Annotated in this window: 11 protein-coding genes; 8 read left to right on the top strand and 3 right to left on the bottom strand. The window is 63.3% G+C overall.

Annotated elements, in window-relative coordinates; translation table 11 throughout:
* Positions 1-38 precede the first annotated feature (38 nt).
* The 3 genes from icmH to tssJ all read right to left on the bottom strand — a co-directional run bounded on the left by icmH (position 39) and on the right by tssJ (position 2,890).
* Positions 39-824, bottom strand: coding sequence for a type IVB secretion system protein IcmH/DotU (gene icmH / locus QQS38_RS09845; RefSeq protein WP_479645185.1), 786 nt, complete (start codon positions 822-824; stop codon positions 39-41).
* On the bottom strand, positions 821-2,167 hold the full coding sequence (gene tssK / locus QQS38_RS09840) for a type VI secretion system baseplate subunit TssK (RefSeq protein ID WP_479645184.1): 1,347 nt from the start codon (positions 2,165-2,167) through the stop codon (positions 821-823). Before tssK ends, icmH begins: the two co-directional genes overlap by 4 nt.
* A 90-nt stretch (positions 2,168-2,257) precedes the next feature.
* Positions 2,258-2,890, bottom strand: coding sequence for a type VI secretion system lipoprotein TssJ (gene tssJ, locus QQS38_RS09835; protein ID WP_479645183.1), 633 nt, complete (start codon positions 2,888-2,890; stop codon positions 2,258-2,260).
* A gap of 352 nt (positions 2,891-3,242) precedes the next feature.
* Between tssJ and QQS38_RS09830 the strand changes: the two genes are divergently transcribed.
* From QQS38_RS09830 to tssH, 8 genes are all read left to right on the top strand, one after another.
* The gene (locus tag QQS38_RS09830; RefSeq protein WP_479645182.1) at positions 3,243-3,917 is read left to right on the top strand and encodes a tetratricopeptide repeat protein; all 675 of its coding nucleotides are present in this window, start codon (positions 3,243-3,245) and stop codon (positions 3,915-3,917) included.
* 37 nt (positions 3,918-3,954) lie between these two features.
* A complete protein-coding gene (tssB, locus tag QQS38_RS09825; protein ID WP_479645181.1) occupies positions 3,955-4,485 on the top strand; it encodes a type VI secretion system contractile sheath small subunit in 531 nt (176 codons plus the stop codon).
* 18 nt (positions 4,486-4,503) lie between these two features.
* On the top strand, positions 4,504-5,994 hold the full coding sequence (gene tssC, locus QQS38_RS09820; RefSeq protein ID WP_479645180.1) for a type VI secretion system contractile sheath large subunit: 1,491 nt from the start codon (positions 4,504-4,506) through the stop codon (positions 5,992-5,994).
* 75 nt (positions 5,995-6,069) lie between these two features.
* Positions 6,070-6,573 carry an Hcp family type VI secretion system effector gene (locus QQS38_RS09815; protein WP_479645179.1) on the top strand — a complete coding sequence of 168 codons (504 nt, stop codon included), beginning with the start codon at positions 6,070-6,072 and terminating at the stop codon, positions 6,571-6,573.
* A gap of 88 nt (positions 6,574-6,661) precedes the next feature.
* Positions 6,662-7,180, top strand: coding sequence for a type VI secretion system baseplate subunit TssE (tssE, locus tag QQS38_RS09810; RefSeq protein WP_479645178.1), 519 nt, complete (start codon positions 6,662-6,664; stop codon positions 7,178-7,180).
* A 42-nt stretch (positions 7,181-7,222) separates the two neighbouring features.
* Positions 7,223-9,061 carry a type VI secretion system baseplate subunit TssF gene (tssF, locus tag QQS38_RS09805; protein ID WP_479645177.1) on the top strand — a complete coding sequence of 613 codons (1,839 nt, stop codon included), beginning with the start codon at positions 7,223-7,225 and terminating at the stop codon, positions 9,059-9,061.
* Positions 9,025-10,122 (top strand): type VI secretion system baseplate subunit TssG, encoded by a 1,098-nt coding sequence (gene tssG / locus QQS38_RS09800; RefSeq protein ID WP_479645176.1) that lies wholly within the window; start codon positions 9,025-9,027, stop codon positions 10,120-10,122. Before tssF ends, tssG begins: the two co-directional genes overlap by 37 nt.
* A 70-nt stretch (positions 10,123-10,192) precedes the next feature.
* Entirely contained in the window at positions 10,193-12,913 is a 2,721-nt protein-coding gene (gene tssH / locus QQS38_RS09795) for a type VI secretion system ATPase TssH (protein WP_479645175.1), read from the top strand.
* Position 12,914 lies beyond the last annotated feature (1 nt).

The raw sequence follows: 12,914 nt of genomic DNA, 5'->3' as shown, positions 1-12,914 counted from the left end.
AGGCGGATCTAGGGCCCGCGTCGTTCGCGGGCCGCGTTTTACGGCAGAGAAATCGTGAGATTGGCCGATTCGGCCTCGGGCTTGACGAGTTGCGAATAAGGCGCGAGCGTGCGCATGGTGGAGTCGCGCAGGTACGTGTTCAGCCCGAGGTACGCCAGTAGCCCGACGAGAGCGAAAACGGCGCCGATCGTCCACAGCGGCAACTCGTGCTTGAGCCGGTGCGCGATTTGATCGGGCAGTGGCCAGTGCGGCGCGAACTGCGCTCGCTTGCCTTTCATTTGCGCGATTTCATCGCCGAGCCGCCCGGTGAGATAAGCGAGCTTTTCCGGTCCCTCGAGCAAGTACTTGCCTTGGAAGCCGAGCAACAGGCACATGTGGAAGACCTCGAGCGACTGCAGTCGCGCGGCGCCTTGCGCACGGCACTCTTCCAATAGCTCGAAAAATTTCTCGCCCGCGAGTTGTTCGCCGAACAGCACGAGTTGCAGCGGGCGGCGCTCCCATTCGGCGCGGATCTTGAACGAAGAAGCGAGCACGGCTTCGTCGATCGCCGCGCAAAACGCGAACTTCGAGGCGTAGACATCGTCGGCGGGCACGTTGAGCTTTTTGGCGCCGCGTTCGAAATCGGCGAGAAACGCTTGCACGCGCGAGACGAATTCGCCGGCGCCCTCGGGCTCCCGGCCCTCTTTGAGCAGGAACAGCATGAAGAAGCCGTCGTAGAGCAGATCGCGCAGCGAACGCGCCTGAAAGCCGCCCTCGGTGGGAGCCGAGGCCGGGGACGGCGCGGAAGGCGCGTTCGCGCCGAACAGCGAAGGCATTTGAGTCATGACGTGACCGCGATGAGTTCGAGTTTGAGATCGTTGATGCCCGACGGCGCGTAGATCATGGCCGACTGCGCTTGCAGCATGCGGTCATACAGGCCGCTGCGCGATTCGAACGCGAAGTAGCATGCGCCGGGGCGCACGGGCACTGCCGGCGGCACTTGCGGCGTATAGACGAGCCGCACGCCGGGCATGGCCGAGAGCACGAGCTTGTCGACATCGTCGGGTGCGCCCACCTTGAAGCGTGCGGGCACGGCTTCGACGAGTTCCACCGCCGGCATGTCGGCCGACACGGCCAAGAAGAACGTGGTTTTCTCGTCGATCTTGCCCGAGTCGAGCCGGCCCGCATAAAACGACGGGCGCACTTCTTCGAGGGCGATCGCGAAGTAGCGCGTCGAGATCACGGTTTCGAGCAAGTCGCGCACGATGGTGTCGAGTTGTGCGAAACCGGGCCCGGGGTCGTCATGGCGGTACGCGGGCAATTCGGCGAGCGCATAGCGCTTGGAGAACGTCATGAGTTGCCCGGCGAGCCGCAGCAGTTCTTGAAAGAGCCGCTCGGGGTGCAGCGTGGGCTGCTGCAGTAAATGGACGAGCGAGGCGACGGCGCCGTTGGCCGTATGCAGCAGCCAGAACGAGGCGATATCGCCGGAGCGGAATTCGATGATGTTCTTCGTCGGTTCGCGATGAAAGCCGTAGAGCGCGCTCACCTTCGCCTGCAGCGCGTCGATCAGTTGCCGCAGCCGCTGATGGAGGACGGGCGATGCTTCGACGGCGAGGCACGGCGGCACGAAGTTTTCGTCGATCTCGAAACCGGAGGTGGCCGTGCGCCGCAACCGCGCGAGCGGCACCGCCAGCAATTGCGCGCGCGGCTCCGTGTGGCTGATCAGCTTCACGCGCGTTTTGAGAAACGTCAGATTGGCGACGGCCGCGTCGGTGAATTGATCGGCGACGTTTTGCTGCTTGGGCGCGTAACGCGAGACGAAGGCGTCGGCCGATTCGTTCGCGTAGTTGCCGCCCGTTTCGCGCAGCGGATGCAGCGCGAGATAGAAGGTGAATTCGCCCACGCCTTCGGGCAACGTGTCGAGCGCGACGGGCTGCGGCAGTTCGTCGGCGAGCGGCGCCGCGTAGAGCGTGCCGTCGGGGAAGACGAGCGAGAGCTCGGTCAGCCGCAGCAGATTATTGCCGAGCGAATCGGTATCGAAGCGCACGCTGCGCACGCCCCAGTTGAACGGCTGGATCGCCCGTATCGACTCGAACAGCCGCGCCTCGTGATACGCGTCCTGTTGCTGGAAATGCTGGGGCCGCAAAAATAGGCCCTCGCCCCAAAGCAATTTCGCCGAATAACTCATCTCAATTTCACTATCTAGGTTTTGTGTATCCGCGAGCGTGCTTGCATGGCGCCGGCATTGACCTGCGCCTTACGGCTCAATGGCCATGCGCTAGCCGCAACTGATGGACGAAAGCATATTGAGCTGCTGCATCGGCAATCGCGGATCGGGCGCAATGACCGCACCGCTCGTAACGGTCATCGCACAGTTGTGAAGGCCGATCATTATGCCGGATTTCTCGGATTTAGCCGGATCGAAGGCGAATTTCCAGCGCTGCAGCGCTGGGTCGCGAAACAATGCGACGACACCGAATGCTTGGGCCTCGCGGGTGACTTTCTCCGTCATCTGGTAATGCTGCCCAGGAATTAGAGTGACCTCTCGCACGCTTAGCAAATCCGCGCCGAGCGCTGTCTTTTCCTTGGCCGGATCGGTAAAAGTGTCGAACGGCGCTTGCTGGAACGAGGTCGGATCCTTGAGCGCATAGAGCCGCACCACGAGCGCGAGGGGATGATGGTCTTGGGCCGCATTCAGATTGGACGCGGCCGCTAGCGTCAAGGGAATGTCGCGCGGTGGCTTTTGCGAATCGGGCACGGGCGGCTTGCCGATCCCGGCGGCCTGCAGCGCGGTCGAGGCGGCGGCCCCCAGCACGGAGATGCCCGCCGCGCACCCGCTCAGCAGCAACGAGAGCGCGAGCGGCCAGGCGAAGCGCGATAGATACCAATAACCAAAAGCTCGACGACTCACACTGCACCCCGTCCAAGATGATCCATTGCTCGAATGCTCGATTCCCGATGCGCGTGAACGACTGGCGACGTTCGATATGCGTCGTTGCGCGGAGAATAACGTACAACTTTGTCTAGTTGGTTGGCAGGAAATTTTTCCCGATATTTAATCTTCCTGTCATCGAGTCGGAAATTATTTCAGCATTACTTGCCTGGGATATCAAACGTTTCAAAACAGGACGAATCTGATTCGAACTCAGCCCTGTTGAATTATGGAAAATTGGCCGGTACTATACGCCGCACTCGCCGCAAAGCAAAGTTGCGGTTTCCCTCGGCGAATTAATAAACGGCTTCGCTGTAAGAAGAAAGAAACGATGAAACAACGACTTTCCCTATTTTCCGCGACGGTGCTCGTGTGTGCCGCTATGGTTGGCTGCGCGACGCAAAACGGCAACCCGGCCGCTTCTTCTCCCGAAGCCTTCAACAAAGCGCTGGCCGACGCCGACGCAGTGGCGAAGGGGGGCGACCAAACGCGCGCGCTTGCGCTCTACGATCAGTTGACGAAGGCCGATCCCACACGTGAGGAGCCGTGGTCGCGCATGGCGCAGATCCAATTCTCGCAATCGCATTACGGGCAGGCCATCGTCGCCGCGCAGGAAGCGCTCTCGCGTGACCAGACCGATCGCGCGGCCAAGAGCGTGCTGGCCGTGAGCGGCCTGCGCGTGGCCACCGAATCGCTCGGGCAATTGCGCCAGGACGCGGGGCTGACCGGCGATGCGAAGGCCGACGCATCCGTGCTCGCGCACCAACTGCGCGATACCCTCGGCGAAAGCACGCTCTTTCCGGAAGAAGCCGACGAGAAAAAACCGGTGGTGAAGAAGCGGCGCGTGGTGCGCCGCCCCGTCGCCGCCGCGCAGAAACCGGCTGAAAAGGCCGCGGAAGGCGCCGCGGCTGCTGCGCCGAGCGCGCCCGCGCCGGCTCAAAAAGCTGCGCCGGCTCAGGCTGCGAAAAGCGGCGGTGCGGCGGATCCTTTCAGTGCGCTTCGCTGATCGGCCCGTGTGATTCAGATTCCTTTGGGAGCCATCGATGGCGAAGAAAGAAAGCATCCAGAAGCGCCTGCAGAAGGTGCGGCCGCCGCGCGTCCAACTGACCTACGAGGTCGAGCGCGGCGATGCGATCGAAGTCAAAGAGCTGCCGTTCGTGGTCGGCGTCATCGCCGATCTGGCCGGGCAGTCCGAGGTGGAGCAACCGAAGCTGCGCGACCGCAAGTTCGTGAGCGTCGATCGTGACAATTTCGACGATGTCATGAAGGGCCTCGAGCCGCGCGCCGCTTTCCAGGTCAAGAACGAGTTGACCGAGGCGGGCGGCTCCTTCGGCGTCGATCTGCGATTCCGTTCGATGGACGACTTCGGGCCCGATGCGGTGGTCCAGCAGATCGAGCCGCTGCGGCGCTTGCTCGATGCGCGCTCCAAGCTTGCCGATCTGCGCAACAAGCTGGCCGGCAACGACCAGCTCGAGAGCCTGCTGAGCGAAGTGCTCGCCAATACCCAGCAATTGCAAACGCTGGCGGGCGAAACGGGCGCGAGCGGCAACGGCGAAGACAAGCAAGGCGAATAACGTAAGCGGGGTGTGAGGATGAATCAGCAAACGGCTGCGGCCCCCGTCGGGGCGGCGCAAGCAGGCGCCGCACCGTCGTTGCTCGACGAAATCGTCGAAAAGAGCAAAGTTGCAAAATCCGAGTCCGAGCACGCGCGTGCCAAGGATCTGATCGGCGAGCTCGTGCATCAAGTGATGGACGGCACGGTCGTCGTCTCCGATAACCTGTCGGCGACGATCGACGCCCGCATTGCCGAGCTCGACCGCCTCCTCTCGGCGCAGTTGAGCGAAGTCATGCATGCGCCCGAGTTCCAGCGCATGGAAAGCACCTGGCGCGGGCTCAATTACCTGTGCAAGGAGAGCAACACCGGCTCCACCATCAAGATTCGCGTGCTCAACGCGGGCAAGCGCGAGATCGTTCGCGATTTCAAGGCTGCCTCGGAATTCGATCAGAGCGCGCTGTTCAAGAAGATCTACGAAGAAGAATTCGGCACCTTCGGTGGTGCGCCGTTCGGTGCGCTGATCGGCGATTTCGAGCTCACGCGCCAGCCCGAGGACATGTATTTCATCGAGCAGATGTCGCACGTCGCGGCGGCCGCGCATGCGCCGTTCATCGCGTCGACTTCGCCCGAATTGCTCGGTCTCGAATCGTTCGCCGACCTGGGCAAGCCGCGCGATCTCGCCAAGGTGTTCGATACGGTCGAATACGCCAAGTGGAAGTCGTTCCGCGAATCCGAAGATTCGCGTTACGTGGGCTTGACGCTGCCGCGCTACCTTGGCCGGCTACCGTTTCACCCGCGGGACGGACTCGTTGCCGAAGCGTTCAATTTCGTCGAGAACGTCGACGGCTCGGACCACAGCAAGTATCTGTGGTGCAACGCGGCTTGGGCGTTCGCAGCACGGCTGACGGCGGCGTTCGACGATTTCGGCTGGTGCGCGGCGATTCGCGGCGTGGAAGGGGGCGGGCTCGTGGAAGACCTGCCCACGCACACGTTCAAAACCGACGATGGCGAGATCGCATTGAAGTGCCCGACCGAAATCGCCATTACCGATCGGCGCGAGAAGGAACTGAGCGATCTGGGCTTCATCCCGCTCGTGCACTGCAAGAATTCCGACTATGCGGCGTTCTTCGCCGCGCAGTCGGTGCAAAGGCCGAAGAAGTACAACACCGACAGCGCCAATGCCAATGCCGTGCTGTCGGCGCAGTTGCAATACATTTTTTCGGTCTCTCGCATCGCTCATTATTTGAAGGCGATGATGCGCGACAAGATCGGCAGTTTTGCCTCGGCGCAAAACGTCGAGCAGTTCTTGAATCGCTGGGTCGCACAGTACGTGTTGCTCGACGACAACGCTTCGCAAGAACAAAAAGCGCAGTTTCCGCTGCGCGAGGCGTCGATTCAGGTATCCGAGATCCCCGGCAAGCCCGGCTCGTACCGGTCCGTCGCCTTCCTGCGCCCGCATTTCCAGTTGGACGAGTTGTCGATTTCGCTGCGGCTCGTTGCCGACCTGCCGAAAACCGCTGGCGCATAACCACAAGTTATTCCGAGCGCGGCTCGGGCCGACAGCTCGAGCCGCATATAACCGCTACCTGGGAGTCGCGAAGTCATGAAAGACATTTACTTGAAGTTTGGCAATCCCGCCATCAAGGGTGAATCTGCCGATAAAGATCACAAGGACTGCATCGAGATCAACTCGTGGAGTCATTCGATCCGGCAGCCGCGCTCCGCTACGTCGGGCACCGCTGGCGGCGCGACGGCCGAGCGTTGCGAGCATGGCGACATGACCTTCTCGAAGGATATCGACCTCGTTAGCCCGCTCCTGTATCAACATGCTTCGGGCGGCACGACGTTCGACGAAGTGACGGTCGACTTCATGCGCGCGGACGGCGAAGGCAACCGCGTCAAGTACCTCGAGATCAAGATGAAGTACGTCATCATCTCGTCGGTTACGCCGAGCGTGGTCGGCGAAGGTTTGCCCACCGAAGAGTTCTCGCTGAAGTACGCCGCCATCCAGTGGAAGTACACGCAGCAAAAGACGGGCGGCGGCGTGGCCGGTAATGCGCAAGGCGCATGGAGCCTGACGAAGAACGACAAGACCTACGCGGTCTAAGCCTTCGGTGTTGCGCCGCCCGCTTCGGCTGCGAAGCGGGCGGCTCGTTCGTTCTCCGTCAGCATGATTCGCCCCTTTACATGGTTCCATGAAGCGCTTTGAACCGAGCTTGCTCGATAAGCTCTTCGATGACGATCCGCGCTCGCCGGCGCCTGCCGCGATGCGTCAGTGGTCGCTCGACGAGCTCAAGGGCCGAGTGGCGCGCGATGTCGAGGCGCTGCTCAATACGCGGATCGTCCTGACGGAGCACGATCTGGCGGCGCTCCCGCAGTGTCATCGCTCCGTGCTGACCTACGGTCTGAATGATTTCTCCGGCCTGAGCCTCGCGAGTCACGTCGATCGCACGTTCATTTGCGATTCCATCACGCAGGCGATCGCGCGGCACGAGCCGCGCTTGCGCGACGTGCGTGTTTCGCTGGAAATCAACGAGCAATCGACGAACGTTTTGTATTTCGTCATTCGCGCCAAGCTCGTCGTTCATCCTGCCGAAGAGCCGGTCAGCTTCGACGCGATGCTACAAGCCTCTACGTTGCAATATTCGGTCACGCGGTCGCGGCGTGCGACGGATGCCACCCGCTCCCGCGTACGCGAACCCGGACTCAGCTAGTTGAGATAGCGAGAGAAGAGCGAGCACGCTCGGGGAAGATTGATGGAAGCGTTGCTGCCTTACTATGAGCGCGAGTTGGCGTTTTTGCGCCGCTATTCGCTCGAGTTCGCCGAGCGGTATCCCAAGATCGCTGCCCGCCTCGCCCCTCAGGGGGCGCACGGCGACGATCCGCACGTCGAACGCATGATCGAAGGGTTCGGGTTGCTCACCGCTCGCATCAATAAAAAGCTGGACGACGACCTGCCGGAATTCACCGAGGCGCTCGTCGAGGTGTTGTATCCGCACTATCTGCGGCCGTTTCCTTCATGCTCGATCGCGCAGTTGAGTTCGCCCCGCGACGCGCTAGCGGCGCAGCCCGTCACCATCGCGCGCGGCACGCCGCTTGCCGCCCGCGAAATACGCGGCGTTCGGTGCCAGTTCCGTACGGCCTACGAGGTCTCGCTGGCGCCCGTGCGTTTGGCACACGCGCGGTATACGCCGCTCGCCGAGGTGCCCGCGTCCGCTGTCACGCTGCCGGGGGACGTTTCCGCGTTGCTCTCGTTCACCTTCGAGGCGACGGGGCCGGACGCGACGCTGGGCGCGCTGAACTTGGGCGCGCTGCGCGCCTACCTGCATGGCGAACAGTCGTTCGTCGCGGCGCTGACCGATTCGCTGTTCATGAAGGCGATCGGCGCCTATATCCAAACGGAGGAGAGCCGCCTCTGGCGCCCGCTAGCCGATATGCCCATTGTGCCGGCGGGCTTCGCCGAAGCCGATGCGCTCGTCGACTATCCGGCCAAGTCGCACCCCGCCTACCGCGTGCTGGCGGAGTACTTCGCCTTTCCCGAAAAATTCGATTTCATCGATTTCGACATGGCCGAGATGGTTCGCGTCGCGGGGCGCTGCCGGCGCCTGACGTTGCACGTGGCGCTCGGCGAACTGCGTGACGAGCCGCATATCGAACGGCTCGTCGAATCGCTGAGCGCCAACCACGTCCGGCTCTTCTGCACGCCCGTCGTCAATCTGTTCGAACGGCGCGGCGAGCCGATCCACGTCAGTCACGAGACCGTGTCCTACCCGGTGGTCGCAAACGCGCGCCATGCGCGCGCGTACGAGGTCTATTCGATCGATGACGTGCGCTGTGTGCGAACGCGCGAGCAAGGGCAGACCATCACCGAATTTCGGCCGTTCTATTCGCTCCACCACGATGAACCGGCTCGCGTGGGCCGTTACTGGTTTGCGCGCCGCAACGATTGGGTGGCGCAGCATAGCCCCGGCTACGAGACCGAAATTTCCGTCGTCGATGCCGATTTCGACCCGCTCGATGCGCGCACGGACACGCTGAGCGTTGCGCTGACCTGCACGAACCGCGATTTGCCGGCACAGTTGGCGGTCGGTCTCGAAGGCGGCGATTTGTTCGCGTCGCCCGATGTGCGCGTCGGTCCTATCGCTTTGCTGTCCCGGCCCAGCCCGACGCTGCGTGTGCCGCGCGGCGCCGCGTTGCGCTGGCGGCTCATCTCGCATTTGGCGCTCAATCGAGTCTCGTTATCGTCCAACGGCCTCGCTGCGCTCAAAGAGTTGCTCGCGCTCTACGACGCGCGTCGCACGGCCGTATCGGCTCGGCACATCGCGGGCATCGTCGGCATCGAGCAACGGCCGGCCGTGCATTGGCTGGCCGGCCGGCCTTTCGCCACGTTCGTGCGGGGTGTCGAGATCCGCTTGACGTTCGACGAGGCGCATTACGTCGGCACGAGCCTCGCCACCTTCGTGCGCGTGCTCGATACGTTCTTCGGCCTGTTCGTACGCTTGAACAGCTTTGTGCAACTCGTGGCCGTGGCAGGCCGCACAGGCGAGGAGATCATGCGATGCAAGCCGCGCAGCGCGGAATCGACGCTGGCGTAGTCGAGCGCTTGCTCGACGAGCCGTACCGGTTCCAATTCTTTCAAGCGGTCAGGGTGCTCGACACTTGGTTTTCGCGCGAGCGCGTGAACGCCGGCGGGCGCCGGGCCGGCGAACGCAGCACGACTTCCGTGGCGTTTCGCAATAGCCTGACCGTGACCTTTCCGCCAAGCGAGATCGAGCGGGCCGTGCCGTACGACGAAGCCGGGGAGGCCTTGGCCGAGCCCGATGCCCGGCGCGCCGCGCTCGCGCAGCGCCAGGTCGGGCGCGTCGAACTCACGCCCGCGTTCTTTGGCTTGCTGGGCGGGCAGGGGGCGCTCCCGTTGCATTACACGGAGCAGTTGATCGGGCGCGCGCACCTGCAGCGCGATCATGCGGCGCGCGAGTTTTTCGACGTCTTCGCCAATCGCGCGACCGCGCTCTTTTATGCCGCGTGGAAAAAGTACCGGCTGCCGCTTCACTACGAACTGAATCGCGACGAGCGCTATGTGCCGCTATTGCTTGCGCTGGCGGGCGCGCCCGACGCGCCGACGCGCTCGCACTTGCAAGGCGGCAGTGGCGCACTGATCGACGAAGCGCTGGCCGGCTATGCGTTGCCGGCCCGCCACCGGCCGATGTCGGCCGCCTTCCTTCAGCGTGTGCTGGCCGACTACTTTCGCGTCAGGGTGCGCGTCGATCAATTCGCCGGCCGGTGGTACGCCGTGCCGCAAGAGCGCATGACGGTGCTCGGGCGCGTGAATGCGATGCTTGGCGCAACGGCATTGGCCGGCGAGCGTGTGTGGCAGCGCGATATGCGTGCGCGCATCGTCGTCGGCCCGCTGACCAAGCGCGACTACGAAGGCTTTTTGCCCGGCGAGGCGCGCGCCATTGCGCTCGAACGCATGCTGACGCTGCTCGCGGGCACGACGATCGAGTATGAAGTGTCGCTCGTCCTCGCACGAGAGGAGGTTGGTGCGAGCTGTCTCGGCGCCGGCGCCCGGCTCGGCTACGACGCGTTCCTTTGCACGCGCGAAGCCGAGCGCGACCGCGACGACGCGCGCTACGAGTTGAACGTCATTCATTGAACGAACCCTGGCCCGCGCAACGCGCGGAGCGACATCCGGAACCCCAATCCAAAGCGAGAAGCGACCGAACATGAGCACCCCACTGAAGACTCTCATCGCCAAGCTCGATACCTTGTGCTTGAACGCCGCGACGCGCGCGGCGAGCCTTTGTCTCGGGCGCGGCCACTACGAGGTCGATCTCGAGCATTTGCTGCTGGCGCTCATCGAGCAAAGCGCGAGCGACCTGTGCGTGGTATTGCGCGGCAACGATCTGAGTACGGAAACCCTGCGCGCCGATCTAGAACGCGAACTCGGACGCATGAAGACGGGCAACACGCGCACCCCCGTGTTTTCGCAGCACCTGATCGCGCTGTTCGAGCAAGCGTGGCTCATTGCGTCGCTCGATTCGCACGTCGCACGCATTCGCTCGGGGCACCTGTTGCTCGCACTGCTCGCCTCGCCCGAACTTGCTCAATTCGCCGAACGCATGTCGCCGGTTTTAGCGCGCGTGCCGGTCGAGCAACTCAAGCATCGATTCGACGAGGCCACGGCCGGTTCGATCGAGGTCGAGCGCGTCCCGCACGAGGCCGCGGCGAATGCGGAAGCGGGCGAAACGGCACAGCCCGGGCCCTCGAAGACGCCTGCGCTCGACACGTACACCACCAATTTGACGCAGCGCGCGCGCGACGGTCACGTCGACCCGGTCATTGGCCGCGAGGCCGAGATTCGACAGACGATCGACATCCTCATGCGCCGCCGCCAGAACAATCCGATCCTGACGGGGGAAGCGGGTGTGGGCAAAACCGCCGTGGTCGAGGGGCTCGCGCTGCGCATCGCTGCGGGCGACGTGCCGCCCCCGCTCGTCGGGGTGGCGTTGCATGTCCTCGATATGGGCTTGCTACAGGCTGGCGCGAGCGTGAAAGGCGAGTTCGAAAATCGCTTGAAGAGTGTCATCGACGAAGTCAAGAAGAGCACGGTGCCGATCATTCTCTTCATCGACGAAGCGCACACGATCATCGGTGCAGGCGGGCAAGCGGGGCAGAACGACGCCGCGAACTTGCTCAAGCCTGCACTCGCTCGCGGCGAGTTGCGCACGATCGCGGCGACGACGTGGAGCGAGTACCGCAAGTATTTCGAAAAGGACGTCGCGCTGGCTCGCCGTTTCCAAGTGGTGAAGATCGACGAACCGAGCGAGGCGCTTGCTTGCGCGATGGTGCGAGGCCTCGCCGCGCGCATGGAGTCGCATTTCAACGTGCGCATTCTCGACGAAGCGATCACCGAAGCCGTGCGCCTGTCGCATCGGTATATCACCGGCCGCCAGTTGCCCGACAAGGCGATCGGCGTGCTCGATACCGCCTGTGCGAAGGTCGCGCTGGCGCAAGGTTCGACCCCGGCCCTCATCGACGACACGCGCAAGCGCATCGAGCGGACCGACGTCGAGATCGCGGCGCTCGAACGCGAGCGGGCGACGGGCACCAGCGATTGCGCGCACGAGGAGCGGCTCGCACAGTTGCGCTCGATGCGCGAGGCCGACGTCGCGGCGCTGACGGCCGACGAGGCGCGCTACGAGCAAGAGCGTACGCTGGCACAGCGGATCGAGCGCCTGCGTAGCCAACTCGCTCCTGCAAAAAAGGCCAATGAACGCGGTGAAGGCGGCAAAGGCGATGAAGGGGGCGAAGGCGGCCTCATGCGCGAGCAGGCCAGCGCGGTCGACACCGGCGCTTTGCGCGACGAACTGGGCCGCCTCACTGCCGAACTGCAAGCATTGCAACAACCCAGCCCTATGGTGCCGCTGCAAGTCGACGGGCATGTCGTCGCGGAAATCGTTGCGGCCTGGACCGGCATTCCGCTGGGCCGGATGATCAAAGACGAGATCGACACCGTTTTGTCGCTGAAGGATCTGCTCGCCGCGCGCGTGATCGGCCAGGACCACGCGCTCGAGGCGATCGCGCAACGTGTGCGAACGGCGAGCGCCAGTTTGGAGGACCCCAACAAGCCGCGCGGTGTGTTCCTGTTCGTGGGGCCGTCGGGCGTCGGGAAGACCGAGACTGCACTCGCGCTGGCCGATATCCTCTATGGCGGCGAACGCAAGCTCATCACCATCAACATGAGCGAGTACCAGGAAGCGCACAGCGTTTCGGGCTTGAAAGGTTCGCCGCCGGGGTATGTCGGCTATGGCGAGGGCGGCGTGCTCACGGAGGCCGTGCGGCGCAATCCGTATTCGGTGGTGCTGCTCGACGAAATCGAGAAGGCGCACCCCGATGTGCTCGAGATGTTTTTTCAGGTGTTCGATAAAGGCACGCTGGACGATGCCGAAGGGCGCGAGATCGATTTTCGCCATGCGCTGATCATCCTCACGTCGAACGTCGGGTCGGCTGCCGTCATGCAAGCCTGTTTGAATCAGGAAGCCGAAGCGCTGCCCGATGCACAGGCGCTGACGGAACTGCTGCGGCCGCAACTCTACAAGGCGTTCAAGCCCGCGTTCCTCGGGCGCGTGAAGGTCGTGCCGTACTATCCCATCTCCGACGACGTGCTTGCCGAAATCATCGAGTTGAAGCTCGAGCGAATTCGCGCACGGGTCGCCGCGAACCATCGCGCCGCATTCGCATGGGACGAATCACTCGTCGATGCGGTTCACGCTCGGTGCACGGAGGTCGACTCGGGCGCGCGCAATGTCGACCACATTCTGAACGGCACGCTTTTGCCCGAACTCGCGCAGCACGTGCTCGGCCATATCGCTCAAGGCGAACGGATCGAGCGCATCGATGTGCGCGCGCTGGAGTCGGGCGACTTCGAATACAAGGTTTGCTGAC

The organism is Trinickia sp. Z7, from assembly GCF_056498045.1.
This window is presented reverse-complemented; position numbering and strand designations above follow the sequence as displayed.